The organism is bacterium (assembly GCA_036504735.1).
Classification (GTDB): Bacteria; Electryoneota; RPQS01; order RPQS01; family RPQS01; genus DASXUQ01.
In genome coordinates this window covers 273917-291825 of record DASXUQ010000010.1, presented here as the reverse complement: position 1 = coordinate 291825, position 17909 = coordinate 273917, and the positions used below count along the sequence as shown (strand labels likewise).

Genomic DNA, 17909 nt, shown 5'->3' with positions numbered 1-17909 from the left:
AGGATCCGGCGCTACGCTTTCTTCTTGCGGTCACGGGGGTAGATGATCTCGTCAACGATGCCGAATGCTTTGGCCTCTTCCGCGGACATGAAGTTATTGCGGTCCGTGTCCTTCTCGATCTGCTCGATCGGCTGGCCGGTATGCATCGCCAGCAGGTCGTTCAAACGGCTGCGGATCTTGAGGATCTCCTTGGCCTGAATATCGATGTCCGATGCCTGGCCCTGCGCGCCGCCCGACGGCTGGTGGATCATAATCCGTGCATTGGGAAGCGAACTGCGCTTGCCCGCCGCTCCCGCCGCCAGCAGAAACGCGCCCATCGACGCCGCCTGGCCGATACAGATCGTGGCCACGTCCGGCTTGATGTGCTGCATCGTATCGTAAATCGCCAGTCCCGCGGAGACGACTCCGCCCGGGCTGTTGATATACAGGGAAATGTCCTTCTCCGGATCTTCGGCGGCGAGGAAGATGAGTTGGGCGATGATCAGGCTCGCCATGTGATCTTCGATGGGAGTCCCGATAAACACGATCCGCTCGCGGAGCAAACGCGAATAAATGTCGTACGCCCGTTCGCCGCGGCCCGTTGTCTCAATGACCATCGGTACCAGTGTCATGTGCGAATATACTCCTCTATTGGGTTTCAATTACGCCGTAACTATATCGCTCTCCGGCGTCGCGCGGCCTTCGAATTCGGCCAGAGTCACCTGTCGCGGCACCGTCTGTACTTCCGATTCGATCACCGCCAGCACCTTGCGCTCAAGGATATCTTCGCGGATCCGGTCCTTCTGCTCGTCGTTCAGCTTCTTCTCGAAGTCGGACTTCTTCATCTCGTCCACCTTCGCCAGCCGCTCGACTTCGCCCTTGTAATCGTCGTCCGTGACCTCGATCTGCCGGTCGCTGATGATCTTCTTGCGCAGCATGTGCCAGCGCAGATTCCAGATTGCCGACGTCCGGTACTCGTCTTTGAAGCGCTCGATTTCCTTGGGATCCACCGCCCGGCCCTTGCGGCCCTTCACGGCGTCCTTGGCCATATGGTCGAGATAATCGTCGAGCATCCGCGGCGGCACCGTGAAGTCCGTCTTGCGCAACAACTCATCGGCCACGGCGCGGAACATCCGCTCGTGGGCCTGATGATTGGCCCGGGCTTCCAGATAACGCTTCAGATCGGCCTTCAGAGCATCCAGGGACTCGATCTGCGGATTCAGCAGCTTGGCCATGTCGTCGTCCAGCGCCGGCAATTCCTTGCGGCGGATCGTGCGGATCGTGATCTGGTAGCGCTGCGCCTTGTGCTCGTGGGTCTGCCCTTCGTGCTCGTGGCTGTGCGCCGGGAATTCCACCACCGCCGTTTCGCCGGGAATCAAGCCTATAACTTTTATTGCAAATTCCTCGCCAAGACGTGAACGTGACATATCAAGTTCCGCGTCCTTCTGTTCCCGGCCCAGGATCGGCAGTCCGGTCTCGTCGAGTTCCTGCAAATCAAATGTGATGATCGAGTCACGATCCACCGGATCGTCACTCGGCGCAACCACCGCGTGCGATTCGCGCAACTCGTCCAACATCTTCAACACATCTTCCTCTTCGACCACCGGCTGGAGGGCTTCCACCGTGATCTCCGAGAGGACGGGCAGTTCAAAATCCGGGGCTACTTCCACGTCCACCGTGAACGTCAGCGGCTCGCCCGGCGTGTACTGTACATCCTTCATGTCGCCGGGGGATACCGGCTCCAGCTTGGATTCGGTCAAAGCATCCCGATAGCCTTCCTGCAGGACTTCCTGCAGTGCTTCCTGAGCCACGGCAGTGCCAAAGCGCTGATCCAGCACCTTGCGCGGGATATGCCCCTGCCGGAAGCCGGGCAATACAATCTTGCCGGCCATCTCATCGAGGGCGGCTTTGACCTTCTGCTCCATCACCTCCGCCGGAATAGTCACTTTCAGTTCGTATTCCGTGGGGCTCTTTTGTTCAGTCTGAACCTGTACTTCCAAAGAAACTCCATGTTTTTGACCGGTGCGAAAGGGGGGACTCGAACCCCCAAGCCCTCTCGGGCACCAGATCCTAAATCTGGCGCGTCTGCCAGTTCCGCCACTCTCGCGGAAATTGTTAATATAGGTATCTATAACACAATTTTCAACTACGTCAGGCCCCGCGTTTCTCCGTCCCCCTCCCACGAAAACTAGCCGACACGCTCCGTCGTGCCGGATTCCTTGGTTCCCGGTTCGCGCCACGCCGGAGCGTGGCGCCTAGTCTTGGAGAGGGAGCAGCACGGGCAAGAGAGGGACCGCGCGGTATTCCCGCGCTGTCCCCCCGCCAAAGGCGGCCCCGGGTCAAGGGCTCAGCCCTTGTTGCGGACGTCGGCAAACTTTCGTATTTTACTCCCATTCTGATGTGAAACCTGACATATTCAAGACCCATTTCTACTTATGTCTAAGCCTCGCTCGCCCTTAAGCATCATATTTATCACCATTTTTATTGATCTGCTCGGGTTCGGGCTGATCCTGCCTTCTCTGCCCTTCTATGCGGAAAGCTACGGTGCAACCCCGCTGACGGTTGGCCTGCTTTCCATGTCCTACAGCCTGATGCAGTTCATTTTTGCGCCGATGTGGGGCCGGCTTTCCGACCGGGTGGGCCGCCGGCCCATTATTCTGCTCAGTCTGGCCGGATCCTGTGCCGCCTTTCTGTTGTTCGGCCTCGCCCGCAGCCTGGCCTTGCTTTTTGTCGCCCGCTCGCTGGCCGGACTGCTTTCCAGTGCCTCTCTTCCCACGGCTCAGGCATTTATTGCCGACAGTACCACCCCCGAAAATCGCGCCAAAGGCATGGGCCTCATCGGCGCCGCCTTCGGCCTGGGTTTCATCTTCGGCCCGGCGCTGGGCGGCCTGCTGACTCACTACGGCTACAGCGCGCCCTCCTATGTAGCCGCTGTGCTCGCCGGAGGTAACCTGATCTGGGCGTGGTTTGCCCTTCCCGAGTCCCTGCACCATCGTCCTGAACGCGTGCGGCCGTCCTACATGTCGCCGACACATCTCAAGGAGAGTTTCGGTGACCCCCGCATTGCCTTCCTGCTGATCATCTTTTTCTTCGGCGTGTTTGCCTTTTCCAATATGGAATCCACCTTCGCCCTCTTCGGTGAGCACCAGATCGGCCTGCACCCGTTCGGTGTCGGAGGACTGCTGGCGGAAGTAGGAGTCATCTCGGTCATTGTGCAGGGATTTATGATCGGCAAGCTCACCAAACGTTTCGGAGAAATTAACCTCACCATCTGGGGTCTGATCATCGAAGCCATCGGCTTTCTGCTCACGGTGCTCGTACATTCCGTAGCCACCATGCTGATGGTCCTGCCGCTCTATGCCATCGGCTCTGCCCTGCTCAATCCCTCCATCAGTTCCCTGCTTTCCCGCGCTGCTCCCGAAGACCGGCAAGGGGACACGCTCGGTGTTGGTCAGGGAATCGGTGCACTGGGCCGCGTCCTCGGACCGGTCTGGGGAACATGGCTCTTCCAAGCCTATGAGCCAGATGCCCCCTACATTTCCGCCGGTTTGATGATGGGTCTGCTGGGCATCCTCTGCCTCTTCCGCCTTCGCCGCCTGCTCGGCCCCGTCATTGCCCGGCCCTTCGCCGCGACGCTGCATCACTGAAGCATTTTCACTGGCGGAAACGTAGAAGAGGCGCACAAATCGTGCGCCTCTTGCGTATCGTCCGGCAGAACAGGCTTACCCGAAATTCTTGATATAGGTTTCGATTTCCGTCACTTCATCGCGTGAGCCGAGATACACCGGCGTGCGTTCGTGCAATCCACCGGGCCGGACATCGAGAATATTTTCATTCCCGTTGGATGCCATGCCGCCCGCCTGTTCGAAGATCATCGCCATCGGCGAGGCTTCATACAGCATCCGCAGTTTGCCCTTCGGCTTCTTCGGATCCTTGTAGTCCATGGGATACATGAAAATTCCGCCATACAGCAGCGTGCGGTGCGCATCCGCCACCAGCGATCCGATGTAACGGTTGCTGTAGGGCCGGCGGCGCTCCGTATCCGGCTTCATCATGTCATCCACATACTTGCGGACCCCTTCGCTCCAGTAGTGGTAGTTGCCCATGTTGGCGCTGAAGATGCTTCCGTGCTGGGGCACCTGAATGTTCGGGTGCGACAGCAAAAATTCGCCGAGCATCGGCTCCAGTGTAAACCCGTACACGCCCTTGCCCGTCGTATACACCATCATCGTCGACGATCCGTACATCACATACCCCGCCACCACCTGCTTGCGTCCGCATTGCAGCATGTCGTCCATTGTGCCTTCACGCCCCGGCGTCACCTTGCGGTGCACCGAGAAGATCGTGCCCACGTTGACGTTGGCCGCGATATTCGACGAGCCGTCCAGCGGATCGAAGGCCATCGTATACTTGCCCAGGTCGAACTGGGGAGGAATGGGAATCAATCCTTCCGACTCCTCCGACGCCATGCAGCAGAGCACTCCGGTGTGGTCGAATGCTGCGTTCATGGTTTCTTCGGCAATGACGTCCAGTTTCTGAACCGCTTCGCCCTGAATGTTGGTGTCTCCCGTGCCGCCGAGAATGTTCAGCAGACCGGCCCGACGCACGTTGCGGCTGATCACTTTGGCCGCAAACGCAATTTGGTAGAGCAGCCGCGACAACTGGCCGGTAGCTTCCGGGTTCTGTCGCTCCTGATCAAGGATGTGCCGCTCAATGGTGACGAGGTTCGGCAACTGCACGACTCGACTCCTTTCTACACATAATTTAGAAGCTCATGATACGACGAAATCACAACATTGGCTTCAGTCAGATAGTCCGCAGGCAGCGTCGTCGTGATGGCCAGGGTAAACAGTCCGGCCGCCCGAGCAGATCGAATTCCCAGCGGCGCATTCTCCAGCACCATACACTGATCCGCCGCCAGACCGCTGCGCCGCAAGGCGGTCAGATACGGGTCCGGATCAGGTTTTCCATGCGTGTATTCTTCAGGCGTGATAATGTGCGTGAACCGCGCGATATCTTCTTCCGGAACCACGCCGTCCATATTGGCGCGGATGGATCCCGTCACAATGTCACATTCCACACCCTGATCCCACAGGTCCACCAGCATCCGCCGCGCCTCCGGAATAATGCCGCGCGGCGCCAGCTCCCAGTACAGCGCGCGCTTGCGTTTCAGCATCTCCTGCAAATCGGCGTCGGTTGCCGCCAGGCCGTAGTCCTGCCGCAAACGCTTCAGCGTATCGTCCGCCTTCTCGCCTTCGGCAAGTTTGATAAACAGCTCGTCCATCTCGATCCCCACGTCCCGCAGCACCGTCTGCCACGCCGTAACGTGCGCGGGCATCGAGTCGATCAGCGTGCCGTCCAGATCGAAAAAAACCGCCTTGATGTTGTGGTCTGCCACGCCGCTCAGATCTCCTCCATCCGCGCCGTGAAATGCCGCAGCAGCGGAGCTTCATAGGTCAGCCGCACGCCGCGCAGCGTGTTCCGCGTTTTGTAGATCTCCAGAATCGACTCGCCCACATACTGCATGTGCGACATCGTATAGACGCGGCGCGGGATCGCCAGCCGCACCAGTTCCAGCGGCGGATGAATCGCCTTGCCGGTCGCCTTGTCCTTCTCCTCGAACATCAGCGAACCGATCTCCACGCCGCGAATGCCCGCTTCGCGGTACATTGCCACCGTCAGCGACACTCCGGGGAACTGTTCCGGCGGAATATGCGGACAAAACTTCGCCGCATCCACGAACACCGCATGCCCGCCCACGGGCAGCACGATGGGCACGCCGCCGTCGGTGAGCATATCGCCCAGATACCGCACCTGCGACGTCCGGTAGTTCAAATACTCTTCGTCCAGCGCTTCGTACAAACCGATGGCAATGGCTTCAAGGTCACGTCCCGCCAGACCGCCGTAGGTCGGAAAGCCTTCGATCAGAATCAGCTTGGTCTTGATCGTCTGCGTCAGCGCGGAGTCCTTCATTGCAATGAAGCCGCCCATATTCACCAGCGCGTCCTTTTTGGAGGACATCCACGTGCCGTCCGCGTAGCTGAACATCTCCCGCGCAATGTCGATCACCTTTTTGTTCTTGTAGCCCGCTTCGCGTTCGTGGATGAACCAGCAGTTTTCCGCGTAGCGCGCACAGTCGAGGAAGAAGGGCACCTTGTACTTCTTGCAGAGGACCGACGTCGCCCGGATATTCTCCATCGACACCGGCTGTCCGCCCGCCGAATTGTTGGTGACGGTCATCACCACCATCGGAATGTTCGCCGCGTCCGCCGCCAGCGTCTTTTCCAGAGCCTCAAGGTTCATGTTTCCCTTGAAGGGATGCTGCTCGGACGGCACCAGCGCCGCATCGATCGGCAGGTTGCGCGCGTCGCCGCCGTTGGCCGTCACGTTGGCATGGGTGGTGTCGAAATGCGTGTTGCTGGGGACAATCTTCCCCGGCTTGCAGATCGTCGAAAACAGCAGGTTCTCGGCCACGCGTCCCTGGTGCGTGGGAATCACGTTCGGAAATCCGGTGATGTCCTTTACCGCCGCTTCGAAGCGGTAAAAACTGCGGGAGCCGGCGTAGGCTTCGTCGCCCGTCATCAGCCCGCCCCACTGCTGATCGCTCATCGCGGACGTGCCGCTGTCCGTCAGCAGGTCAACATAAATCGAATCCGAAGGCACGGCAAAAATATTCAATCCGGCCTTCTTCAAATACTCTTCGCGCTCTTCGCGCGTCGTCTGGCGAATACGTTCGACAGTTTTGATGCGGAAAGGTTCTACGGGAAATTTCATGCGGTGTGCGTGCGGGGTGCACGGTCTTTCAAATAGGGTGAAAAAAAGGTAAGCCTGCGCGATCATCACTTCAGCAAATCGCGCAGCGGCTCGAAGTTAATGAAATCGGAATGGTGAACAATCACGGCGGCGGGCGAACGGTACGCGCCGTCGCCTTCGTGCGCATGGACGGCGATGATGTGCTGCACTTCGACGGGCAACCCGTGCTTCATGGCCAGAGCGGCGCCCGAAAATGGATGGCGCATGATCTTGCCCGCCGGGCTCTTGATAAATCCCTTCTCCGTCTCGGCGTATTCCATCAATTTACCCACGTCGTGCAAGATAGCGCCCGTCAGCAGAATGTCGCGGTCAAGCTGATAATACTTGTTGTAGAAGGCTTCCTGCACCTCGGCGATCTTCAGCGCCGTCTGCACCACGCTGCGGGTATGCGCCAGAAGGCTGACCTCGCAATTGGGAATCAGCAGCGTGAACGGGATCCGCTCGAGGTCATCGACACTCCAGCCGCCCATGGTCAGAGCATCCTGAAAGACGGCAATGGTCTTCTGACGCAGGTCAAGGTCGGTAATCTCGGCGATCTCGGGGAACTTAGAAATCAGTCTCTCTGGCATAGGTGCTCTCCGGGTAAGTAATCTACTCGACATCCTTGGCGTCGGGAATCCACGTATCCTGTGCCGTACGCCGGCGGTATACCAGCGCCCGCCCCACCTGGCCCTCCGGCAGGTACGTCTCGCGCATGTACGAGGCCAGGTCAGGGTAATCCCGCAGCGAATAATTCAGAAATGTAAACGGGTAATCGTCTATCAGCACGAGGTCAAACACATACTTGGGCCGCCGCTGCTCCAGATCCTCGATAAACATCCGCTGCGCCATCGAATGCCCTTGCTCCCGCGGCGCGCGCTCCGTAAAGGGATCGAATGAGCCCGGAGAATAGCCCGTAATGTAGTGGCAAAGATAATCGCGCACTCCCGGCAGCCGTCGCGCGTAATAATAGATTTGCGGACAATAGCCCCACACCACAATCGTCTCATCGCTTGCCGTGTGCGCCATGGCAAACCGTCCGATCTCCCGCTCGGTCTGCTCATCGTCCAGCCGCGAATAGGAAATGCCGCGCGGTGGCGCCGTAAAGTCCCATGTCCGCCACGTCGGCAGCCGCATCCCCAGAATCAGCCCGGCAATCACAATCGCGCCGCTCACCGCCACGCGATACCGCGCAAACCGCCGGTTCAGCCATAACCACGCATACACTCCCGTCACTGCCAGCGCCGGATACACCTGCAGCCAGTAATGCCCCCAGAACCGCGAGCCCGCGCACAGCGCCAGAAAGGACGCCACTACGGTCGCCGCCACGAACTTCGTCCGCGCCGACGGCCACCTCTGCATCAACAATCCGCAGCCGAATACCGCCAGGCACAGCGGCATAATCGCCTGCTTGAAAAATTCCGTTCCGTTGATCAGCAGCGCCTGCATAAACCCGGAAACACCCACATCCCCGGCATAGGTCAGCGGATACCGCACCCACGAATCCCACGCCCAGGCCAGTCCGCCCGATGACGCGTACACGATGCCCGTTATCACCCACGGCAGCGCGAACCCCGCCAACGTCCCCACCGCGCGCTTCAGTCGCTGCGGGCGAATCGCCCACACCGCCACCATCAACGGCAGCAGAAACACCGCGTAACTCTGCCGGAAAAGCGCCGCGCACCCCACGGCACCTCCCGCCGCAATCAGCGACCACCTGCGCTGCGGCCGCTTCCAGACCAGCAGCAGCGCGGGCGCCAGCAAAACCAGTCCGGGCGATTCCACATTCAGGCTGAACATCTCCGGCGGCAGGCCGTAACTGTTGCACAGCACCCACCACAGGAAGGCCGCAGGCAGCGCCGCCGTCAATCCCCACAACGCTATCGCCAACTCGATCACGGCAATTCCCGCCGCAATCATCACCACCGTTTGCGTGACGTGCGCCGCCGTCAGCGATGGGCCAAACAGATGAAAGAGCACATTGTACAGCACGGCCGCACCGGGCGGCTTGGTTGTGCCCAGCAAATCCACACCGGGCAGCCAGCCGTGATCCAGCCCGTGCGCCGCCACCGCGTACTCCGTCTCATCGATGTTGTAGACAACATCTTCCAGAAATGCCGCGCGGCAAATCACCATACCGAGCGCCACCACCGGCCATGCCAACCACCGCTGTTTCACGGGAACCCTCCCAGATGGCGACCGGCAACGAATCCGAACACTTACTCTTCGGCAGGCTCCAGATCGGATGATCCCGGCTGCAACGTGTCTGCGGGAGTCCGGCGGCGGTAAATCTCCGCTTCTCCGATCCGGCTGTCCGGCACATAGTTCGCCAGCACATAGTCCGCCACCAGCGGACTGCTCGACATCGGATAGTATGTGAACGCAAACGTGTACCGCTTGACCGGCGTCAGATCGAAAATATACTTCGGTCTGTTGCGCTCAAGGTCTTCAAGGAACATCTGCACGGCCCGTGGATGACCCAGGCGCCGCTCACTCTGCCCCATGACCAGATTGGACACCCCCGGCGAGTATCCCACCACATAGTGGCAGATGAAATCCCGCACGGCAGGCAACCGTTCCGCATACCAGTAAATCTGTGGACAGTAGCCCCAGACGCAAATCTTCTCGTCCGGTGACGTGTGCTCCTTGGCAAACGCGCCCAGTTTCACCTCGTCATTTTCCACCCCGAGGCGGAAAAAGGAGATTCCGCGAGGCGGCGCATAACGGTCCCACGTCCGCCACGTGTTGTAGTGCGTCAGCGCCACAAGTCCCGCCACCAGTGCCAGGCTTGTCAATAGCAGCTTCGTCCGTTTCGTTCCCTGTGCCATGCACTGCCATGCTGAAACAGCCGACAGCACCACAATGGGATACATCTGCACCCAGTAATGTCCGAAGAACCGCGACCCCGTACACAGCGCCAGAAACGAACCCAGCAGCAGCGATCCCAGCAAGACAAACTGTTCCTTGCGTCCATGGCGAATCAGCAAAACCGCGCCATAGATCGCCAAGGCTACAGGAACCATCAACTGAAATCCGAATTCACTGGCCATGTAGGCAAGCCGCGCCGCGAATCCGTTGATGCCCGTGTCGCCCGCATACTCCAGCGGATACCGCACCCAACTATCCCACGCCCACCCCAGCCCGTGCTTTGCCCCATACACCGCCAATACGGGCGCCCACACCGTCAGCGCTCCCGTCGCAAGCATCACGCTGCGCTTCACGCGTTGTCCCGGCGCCAGCATCAGCACGCTGAACACCGGAAGAATAAAGAACACTGAACTCTGCCGGAACAGCACCGACAGTCCCAGTGCCGCGCCGGAACCCAGCACCGCCCGGATGTCCTTCGGTCTCCACCAGGCCAGCCACACCGCCAGCACCGCCACCAGCATGGCGGCGCCTTCCGTGTTCAGCGGAATCATGTCGGGCGGAATATCGAAACTGTTGGCAACCATCCAGAACAGCAGCGCCGCCGGAATCGCCGCCGTCGCGCCCCACAGACGGATAGCCAGTTCCACCAGCAGCCCGCCTTCCACCACCAGCATCAGAATGTACGCCACCCGCGTGACGATCAACGATGAGCCGAAGAGATGAAACAGCGCGCCATACAAAAACACAATCCCCGGAGTCTTGTTCGACCCGAGAAAATCCACGCCCGGCAGCAGCCCGTGGTCAAGACCCCGCGCGGCCACTCCGTATTCCGCTTCGTCGATGTTGTAAACGACGCTCTCGAGAAACGCCGCGCGGCATATCAGCATGCCCGCGGCCAGTATCAGCCAGGCAATCCACCGCTGCCTCATGGGACCGTCCACTGCTGCAATCATCTGCGGACTAAGATCCCCTCCCTACTTCACATCCTGATCGGCAGGCTGCCACGTATCGCTCGCCGTGCGGCGGCGATAGATCAGCGCCTCGCCGATTTTGCCTTCGGGAAGATAGTTCCGGCGCACGTAGGATGCCAGCTCCGGATAGTCCCGCAATGAATAATTGTAAAACGGAAACGCGTATGCTCTGACCTGCACCAAGTCGATGATGTATTTCGGCTTGCGTTTCTCCAGATCATCAAGGAACATCTGCTTGGCCTGGGGATGCCCTTCGGACCGCACCGCGCGCTCTGCCGTCGGATCGAAGGTCCCCGGAGAATAGCCCGTGGTGTAATGGCACAGGTAGTCGCGTGTTCCCGGCAGACGGTCCGCATAATAGTAGATTTGCGGGCAATATCCCCACACTGTAATCGTCTCATCCTGTGTGGTGTTGGCCCGCGCAAAGTGACCGATGGTCACTTCGAGCTGATCCGCTCCTATCGAGTAGTGCCCGAAGCCCGCGGGGATCGGATCCGGGTCCCAACTCCGCCACGTGGGAAAATGCAGTATCGCCATGATCCCGCCGATCACCACCGCCGCCCCCAGCAGCCGCTTCATGACCTTTGTGCCCTGCGCCAGTTTCAGCCACACTGACACGCCCAGCAGCGTTGCCACGGGGAAAATCTGTATCCAGTAGTGCCCGAAGAAGCGCGACCCTGCACACAGCGCCAGCGTCGCAGCGGCCGTCATCCACAACAGGAACTTTGCGCGTGGTGTTGAGCGGTCCCGCCACTGAAGAATAATCCCGCCGATCAGCAGCGCCAGTGGCACGGTCGCTTCGGTTACAAAGGTCGAGCCGTAATCATTCAACGCGCCGAAGAACATCTCCATGCCGCCGTCGCCCGAATAGGCAATCGGGTACCGCACCCAGCTATCCCACGCCCACCCCAGCGCTCCCGACGCGGCATAAATCGCCAGCAACGGCAGCCACGCCAGCACAAAACCCGCCGCGACGTGCGACATGCGATACAGCCGCCGCGAAGGTTCCCGCCAGATCGCCGCTGCCATGGGCAGCGCGAAAAACACCACGCTTTGCCGGAACAGCGCGCCCATCCCCAGCGCCGCACCCGCCACCACCAGCGCCCACCGCTTCTGCGGTTTCATCCAGGCCAGCAGCAGCGCCGCCACGGCCAAGAGCATTTCGGGCGATTCCACATTCAGCGCCAGCGTCTCCGAGGGAATGTGGTACGTGTTGGACACCATCCAGAACAATACCGCCGCCGGTATCGCCGCCGCCATCCCCCACAGCGCTATCGCCAGTTCCATCACCAGCATGCCCGTCGCGATCATGATCACGACATGGACAACGTGCACCGCGCCAAGATTGTGGCCGAAGATATGAAAGAGCACATTGAACAGCGCCGAGATGCCCGGCGGCTTTGTGCTCCCCAGCAGATCCACGCCGGGCAGCCAGCCGTGGTTCATCGCGCTGCCTGCGACCGCGTACTCCGCCTCGTCGATGTTGTAAAAGACATCCTCCACGAATCCCGCGCGGCACCAGACCATGCCGGCAATCAGGAGGAGCCACGCAAAGTAGCGGTGCTTCATAGAAGGAAATTCAGCGCAGCAGGAACCGGTATTCGGAAATGGCTCCTTCCCATCCGAGGCGCAGCGCCATCGCCCACAGATCGGGAGCCGGATAAATCTCTTCAATGTGCGCCATCGCGCCCAGACTCGGCGGCAAATGCCGTCCCGTCGGCCCGTACAATGCCACCCGCAAATTCAACCGGTTGGCAGCCAGCGCCGCCGAAGCGATTCGCGCCGTTTCCGCTTCCGCCTCTTCGCGGCTGGCCGCGTGGTACACATTTTCCGTGGAGAAATACGCCCACTGCACCCGCGCGCGGGATAGTTCCTTAATCGCCACCGGATCCGGCGCCACCAGCACGCCGATCTCCTGGTTCGTGCCCACCACACGCTGCGACACGTCCGCCACCCGGCTCACGTCCGAAATCGTCGTGCCGCGCGCTCCCGTTACCACCACCCGGTCCGGCGCCACACCCAATCCCGGCACCCGGTCCAGATCGTCTTCTTCCGTCTTCACCGCAAACAACGGCAGCCCGGGCCGGTTGAACAGGTCCGGCGTGTAGGTAGTGGAGGTCACAAAGACAGAAACGGGCAGCAGAATGATCTGAGCCCCGCCGCGCACCGCGCCGTACGCCACGTCCAGCAGATCAAGGTCCGGGATGAGGCGGGCGATCTGCACTCCCGGCTCCAGGTCCAGTCCGATTCGCGGGATCACCGCTTCTCCTCAGAAAACTTGCGGGCCATCGCTTCGGCGATAAACCCCGGGACAAAACATTCTACATGGCCGCCCAGCCGCGCGACTTCCCGCACGATGGAACTGTTCAGGTACGTGTACCGTTCGTGCGGCATCAGAAATACCGTCGTGATGTCTTCCGCCAGTTTGCGGTTGGTCAGCGCCATCTGAAATTCATATTCGAAATCGGAGACCGCGCGCACCCCGCGTACAATCGCCACCGCCTTCTGCTGATGCGCATAGTCCACCAGCAAGCCCCGGCATTCGCCCACTTCGGTATGCGCGATTCCCTTCACCGCCTCTTCAATCTGCGCCCGCCGCTCCTGCACCGTAAACAGGGTGGTCTTCGACGAATTGACGGCCAGGGTGACGATCACGCGGTCAAACAGTTCCGCCGCGCGGCGGATCACATCCATGTGCCCGAAGGTGATGGGATCGAAGGTGCCCGGATAGAGTGCAGTTCTCACGCGGCTTTGGAGTTCAGTTTCTTGGTCATGGCAATGCACATGCCGTCGGGCAGGCGCTTGACTTCCACTCCGTCCATCAGCATGCGGATCACATGCAGCCCCCGCCCGCTCGCCTTCATCAGATTCTCGGGCAGCGTCGGATCGGGCACCTTCTCCACGTCGAAGCCGGGCCCGTGATCCCGCACCACCACGCGCAGCGAATCGGGAAACTGTTCGAAGCGGATTTCCACAAACAGATCCGGGCGCTCATGGTGAGCGTGCGTGATCGCATTGCCGGCCGCTTCAGTCACGCAGATGCCAAGATCTGCGCGCGCGTCGTCGTTGAAGCCCATTTCAAGGGCAATACGTTCCACCTCCGCATCAACGTGCGGAAGTTCCTCAAGGGAAGAGGGGATGCGCAGCATATCAACCTTCAATGGTTGAGACATACTTGATGATGGAAAGTGTGAGGTCGTCCTGTGTCGAAGCGGCGGACTGATAATCATGCACCGTATCACAGATGCGGCGAACCATGTGGGCCGCGGGCAGATCCCGGTGCTCGCGCACCAGATCCACAAGCCGCTCCAGGCCGAATTCGTTGCCGTCGGCGTCGTGCGCTTCCGTCACGCCGTCGGTGTAAAACACCAGCAGGTCTCCCGGCTGCAGCGAGATCGTCGTCTCCTTGTAGATCACGCTGGGAAACGCTCCGAGAATCAGGCCGCCTACTTCGAGCTGTTCGACGCTCCCGTCCCGTCTCATGCGGAACGGCGGGTTGTGCCCCGCGTTCGAATAGCTGAAGGTGTTGTGCCGCCGGTCCAGCACGCCGTACACCGCCGTCACGAAGCTATCCGGCATGTTGGTCTCGTACAGGTAATCGTTCACCTTGCCGAGAATCGTGCGGATCGCAAAATTGTTGCGGGATTCGATCCGCAGACAGGCGCGGAAATTCGCCATCAACAGCGCCGCGCCGACGCCATGTCCCGTCACATCACCGATCGCGACTCCCATGTCGTTGTCGGTGATGCAGATGAAATCGAAGTAGTCGCCGCCCACTTCGCTCGACGGGAAATTCATCCCCGCCAGATCATAGGGCGCAAAACTCGGCAGCGTACCCGGCAGAAACGACATCTGAATCCGCCGCGCCAGATGAATCTCTTCCTGAATCCGCCGCGAATGCTGCCGCAACCGGTCCGTGCGCGCGCGCTCGATGGCCACGCCCGCATGGTTGGCAAATGTCGTCAGGCTGCGCAGATCCCGCTCGGTGAAAGCATCCACCTCATCCGATTCGAGGTTGAAGGCTCCCACCACTTCGTCCCGCAGCACAATCGGCACCGCCAGTTCCGACAGAGTCGTCTCGCGCACCGCAATGTAGCGCGGATCTTCGCGGATGTCCGGCACATAGATCGGATGCCCGGTCTGAATCACCGTGCCCACAATCCCCTGCCCGGCCTTCACCGCTTCCTGAAACTTGCGGTGAATCAGTTCGCGCGACGCGCCCTCATAGCCTGAGAGCATGTCGATTTCGATCTGCCCCATCTCGCGGTTGTACACGAAGATGCCCGCCGCGTCGAATGCCACCACCTGCTTCAACAGGTCAAGAATCGTGCGCAGCACGTCCTCAATCGCTGACGCGCTGGAGAGCTTCATGCTGATGTCCATCAGCGTCTGATTCTCCTGGCGCTCGCGTTCCACTTCACGGAACAGTTCGAGCACCGCGTCGCCGCGCACCGCTTCCCGCCACACCGCGACAAAGCGCTCGGCAAGGACCGGATCCGGCTGGCCGTTGCGCAACGACTCGAGCAACTCCGCGGACAGATCCGAGAGTTCCCGCAGCCGCTCATCCAGCACGCGCAGCCGGTCGCCGAACGGAGCATCCTCAGCCTGCGCGCGCAAACCGGGCAGGCCGAGGTCGTGCACCAGCGATTTTGGGGGACGGTCAGGAGAAGCTGGCAACGGCATCTTCAACGTCGGGATAAGCTTCGAAAACCGAATTCAGCTTGGTGATGACCAGCAGCGACGTGATCTTGTCCGTGGCCCGCGCCAGCTTCATCTCCGCGCCGCCCGCCCGAACGGTCGTCAACGCCGAAATCAGCAGCCCAAGGCCCGAGCTATTCATCCACTCCACTTCGCCCAGGTCCAGAATGACCTTCCGCTGCCCGCCGGCAACGGACTTGCGCAACTCTTCGTGAAAGGCCGCGGACTCCGGCCCGCCCATGATCTTGCCCTTCAACGAAAAAACCAGAATACCATCTCTGACGGTGTTGGAGAATTTCATGTCAAAGCGTCTTTCTAAAAATGTTTTAGGAATGTAGTCGTTTATGAACTATCCGTGCCGACCTACCGCGCCAACCTGTTCTTCCGATAGTCCAGCAGGGCTTCGACGAAAAACCTCTTGGACGGGTGATAGCGTGCATCCACGCGGATATTTCTCAAAATGTTCATCTCGTCGGGTGAAGGGTTCATGAGCAGCATCTGCTCTTCGTCCCGCAGAAGTTCCGCCAACCCTTCATACAGCGGGCCTTCATCAGAATCCAGATTCACCAGTCCCGCAATGGACTGCCCCAATACCAAATCTTCAACTTTTATGCTCAAGCCCGTGGCAATCTTCTCCAGAAACTCAAACGTCGGAGAAGATTTGCCGTTCTCTACCAGTGACAGATAGGAACGGTTCACATTTATCCGTTCGGCCAGGTCTTCCTGTGAACTCCCCGCCTGCTTACGGGCCTGCCGAATCCGCGTACCAATCTTGGACATAGCATTCATTGAAACTGATTGAGCTTAACGGCAATATACAGAGAGCACCGTATATTGTCAACTCTTTCTGTCCCGGATTGGCAATTTTGTGCGGTAAACGCCTCAAAACCCCTTGGCCAGCCCGTCCACCCGGCTGTCTGCCCCACCCCACCAGCCACCATAGGTGCTATCCGCCACAATCGCTGTGACTGCCGCCCACCTGCTCTGAGGACGGACGTTGTGCCCCTTATTCCGCAAATTGACCTGCACATCCATCGGCGTATCCGACTCCACGTAAAGCTGGTCCGGCATCCATTGCTGGTGGAACCTCGGAAAGTCCATCGCCTCTTGAACATTCATTCCCTGATCAATCAGGTTCAGCAGCGTCAGCACCACGCTGGTAATGATCCGCGGCCCACCCATGCTGCCCACCACCATAAACGGTTTTCCGTTTTTGGTCAGAATGGTCGGCGACATCGACGACAAAGGCCTCTTGCCCGGCGCAATTTCGTTGGCCGCATTTCCGACTAAGCCAAAGTAGTTCGGCTTCCCCGGCCACGTGACAAAGTCGTCCATCTCGTTGTTCAGGAAGAATCCCGTGCCCGGCACAATCACACCCGAGCCGAACGGCGTATTCACCGTCGCCGTGATCGAGACCATATTCCCCATCGAATCCACTACACACAGGTGCGTCGTGTGGCTGCGCGGCGGAGTGCTCGCCGTGTCGCTGCGCATATACGCGCCCGGCTGACCGCCTTCGGCCAGCTTTTCGTGCGCCAGCGGGCTGATATGGCTGCGGCGTTCCGTCGCATAGTCTTTGCTTAGCAGACCCGCCGTCGGCACCTTCACAAAATCCGGATCTCCCAAATACTGTGCCCGGTCGGCAAAGGCGATTCCCATCGCTTCGGAAATCAGATGGATCTCATCCGACGAACCCGCGCCCAGATATTTCAGATCGTACGGTTCCAGCAGATTCAGGATTTCCACCACGTGAATTCCCCCTGAAGACGGCGGCGGCATGGAAATCACATCATACCCTTTGTAGCTCCCGCGCACAGGCTCCCGCGTCAGCGGCTTGTAGGAGGCAAAATCCTTGGCGCTGAGAATGCCGCCGTTGGCCTTCATGTAGGCTTCCACCATCTGCGGAATCGAACCTGAATAGAAAGCCCCGATCCCCTCTGCCTGAATCCGCTTCATCGTCTTTGCCAGATCCGTCTGCACCAGCCTTTCTCCAAAGGCCAGAGGCTTATCATTCTTGAAGAAAATTGCTTTCGTTCCGGGGAAGCGGCCCAGCAACTCCTGCTCCGACTTCAGCGCGCGCGCATAGCGCATATTGACCACAAACCCGGTATCGGCCAGCGCCACCGCTCCCGAAATATCATCCGCCAGCGTCAGTTTGCCGTAATTGCGAATCGCCAGATCCAGCGCCGCCAGTTCTCCCGGCGTCCCCGATGCCAGCGGCCCGGCGGTGGACAGATCCGAAGCCTTGGTGGTATCCTTCGGCACATACATCAGCCGTGTAGCCTTGGCCGGAGCCGTCTCCCGCCCGTCAATCGCCACCGTTCGCCCGTCTGCCATCCGGATCAGGATAAAGCAGCCCCCGCCCAAGCCGCTGGAAAAGCTTTCCGTTACACCCAGCGCCAGCGCCACCGCGGCCGCCGCGTCTACGGCATTTCCGCCCCTCTTCAGCACATCCACTCCCACTTCCGTCGCCATCCGGTCCGCGCTGGAGACCATGCAGTGTTGCGCCCACGCCGGCCTCGGCGAAGCCGCCTGTGCAACCCCAGTCACAAACAAAAGAATAACAATCAACAAGGAAGATGCGATCTTGGATGTCATAGT

17 protein-coding genes and 1 tRNA gene are annotated in these 17909 nt (G+C 59.9%); 1 reads left to right on the top strand and 17 read right to left on the bottom strand.

Annotated features, from left to right (window positions below):
- Window positions 1-11: 11 nt before the first annotated feature.
- The 3 genes from clpP to VGL38_10480 form a co-directional block, all read right to left on the bottom strand.
- Complete coding sequence (clpP, locus tag VGL38_10490) at window positions 12-611, bottom strand: ATP-dependent Clp endopeptidase proteolytic subunit ClpP (GenBank protein HEY3295856.1); 600 nt, start codon at window positions 609-611, stop codon at window positions 12-14.
- A 30-nt stretch (window positions 612-641) separates the two neighbouring features.
- Entirely contained in the window at window positions 642-1979 is a 1338-nt protein-coding gene (gene tig / locus VGL38_10485) for a trigger factor (GenBank protein HEY3295855.1), read from the bottom strand.
- A 23-nt stretch (window positions 1980-2002) separates the two neighbouring features.
- Window positions 2003-2086: transfer RNA gene (locus VGL38_10480), tRNA-Leu, on the bottom strand.
- A 328-nt stretch (window positions 2087-2414) separates the two neighbouring features.
- Here VGL38_10480 and VGL38_10475 point away from each other — a divergent pair.
- A complete protein-coding gene (locus VGL38_10475; protein ID HEY3295854.1) occupies window positions 2415-3626 on the top strand; it encodes an MFS transporter in 1212 nt (403 codons plus the stop codon).
- Between the two features lie 75 nt (window positions 3627-3701).
- On the opposite strand, the gene fbp is transcribed toward VGL38_10475, so the two are convergent.
- From fbp to ggt, 14 genes are all read right to left on the bottom strand, one after another.
- The gene (gene fbp / locus VGL38_10470) at window positions 3702-4712 is read right to left on the bottom strand and encodes a class 1 fructose-bisphosphatase (GenBank protein HEY3295853.1); all 1011 of its coding nucleotides are present in this window, start codon (window positions 4710-4712) and stop codon (window positions 3702-3704) included.
- A 20-nt stretch (window positions 4713-4732) separates the two neighbouring features.
- The gene (locus VGL38_10465; GenBank protein ID HEY3295852.1) at window positions 4733-5377 is read right to left on the bottom strand and encodes an HAD family phosphatase; all 645 of its coding nucleotides are present in this window, start codon (window positions 5375-5377) and stop codon (window positions 4733-4735) included.
- 5 nt (window positions 5378-5382) lie between these two features.
- Window positions 5383-6753, bottom strand: coding sequence for a tryptophanase (locus VGL38_10460; protein ID HEY3295851.1), 1371 nt, complete (start codon window positions 6751-6753; stop codon window positions 5383-5385).
- Window positions 6754-6818: 65 nt separating this feature from the next.
- Window positions 6819-7361, bottom strand: coding sequence for an HD domain-containing protein (locus VGL38_10455; protein ID HEY3295850.1), 543 nt, complete (start codon window positions 7359-7361; stop codon window positions 6819-6821).
- Window positions 7362-7383: 22 nt separating this feature from the next.
- On the bottom strand, window positions 7384-8949 hold the full coding sequence (locus VGL38_10450) for a hypothetical protein (protein ID HEY3295849.1): 1566 nt from the start codon (window positions 8947-8949) through the stop codon (window positions 7384-7386).
- Window positions 8950-8990: 41 nt separating this feature from the next.
- A complete protein-coding gene (locus VGL38_10445; GenBank protein HEY3295848.1) occupies window positions 8991-10568 on the bottom strand; it encodes a glycosyltransferase family 39 protein in 1578 nt (525 codons plus the stop codon).
- Between the two features lie 45 nt (window positions 10569-10613).
- Window positions 10614-12179 carry a glycosyltransferase family 39 protein gene (locus tag VGL38_10440; GenBank protein HEY3295847.1) on the bottom strand — a complete coding sequence of 522 codons (1566 nt, stop codon included), beginning with the start codon at window positions 12177-12179 and terminating at the stop codon, window positions 10614-10616.
- A gap of 10 nt (window positions 12180-12189) precedes the next feature.
- Window positions 12190-12870 carry a pyridoxine 5'-phosphate synthase gene (locus VGL38_10435; protein HEY3295846.1) on the bottom strand — a complete coding sequence of 227 codons (681 nt, stop codon included), beginning with the start codon at window positions 12868-12870 and terminating at the stop codon, window positions 12190-12192.
- The gene (gene coaD, locus VGL38_10430) at window positions 12867-13355 is read right to left on the bottom strand and encodes a pantetheine-phosphate adenylyltransferase (protein HEY3295845.1); all 489 of its coding nucleotides are present in this window, start codon (window positions 13353-13355) and stop codon (window positions 12867-12869) included. The genes VGL38_10435 and coaD overlap by 4 nt, the downstream gene beginning before the upstream one ends.
- Window positions 13352-13759: an ATP-binding protein gene (locus VGL38_10425; protein ID HEY3295844.1), complete on the bottom strand. Its 408-nt coding sequence runs from the start codon at window positions 13757-13759 to the stop codon at window positions 13352-13354. The genes coaD and VGL38_10425 overlap by 4 nt, the downstream gene beginning before the upstream one ends.
- 1 nt (window position 13760) lies before the next feature.
- Window positions 13761-15287 carry a GAF domain-containing SpoIIE family protein phosphatase gene (locus VGL38_10420; protein HEY3295843.1) on the bottom strand — a complete coding sequence of 509 codons (1527 nt, stop codon included), beginning with the start codon at window positions 15285-15287 and terminating at the stop codon, window positions 13761-13763.
- Window positions 15271-15609 (bottom strand): STAS domain-containing protein, encoded by a 339-nt coding sequence (locus VGL38_10415; protein ID HEY3295842.1) that lies wholly within the window; start codon window positions 15607-15609, stop codon window positions 15271-15273. Before VGL38_10415 ends, VGL38_10420 begins: the two co-directional genes overlap by 17 nt.
- Window positions 15610-15671: 62 nt before the next feature.
- A complete protein-coding gene (locus VGL38_10410) occupies window positions 15672-16088 on the bottom strand; it encodes a helix-turn-helix domain-containing protein (GenBank protein ID HEY3295841.1) in 417 nt (138 codons plus the stop codon).
- 102 nt (window positions 16089-16190) lie between these two features.
- Window positions 16191-17804, bottom strand: coding sequence for a gamma-glutamyltransferase (gene ggt / locus VGL38_10405; protein ID HEY3295840.1), 1614 nt, complete (start codon window positions 17802-17804; stop codon window positions 16191-16193).
- Window positions 17805-17909: the final 105 nt, after the last annotated feature.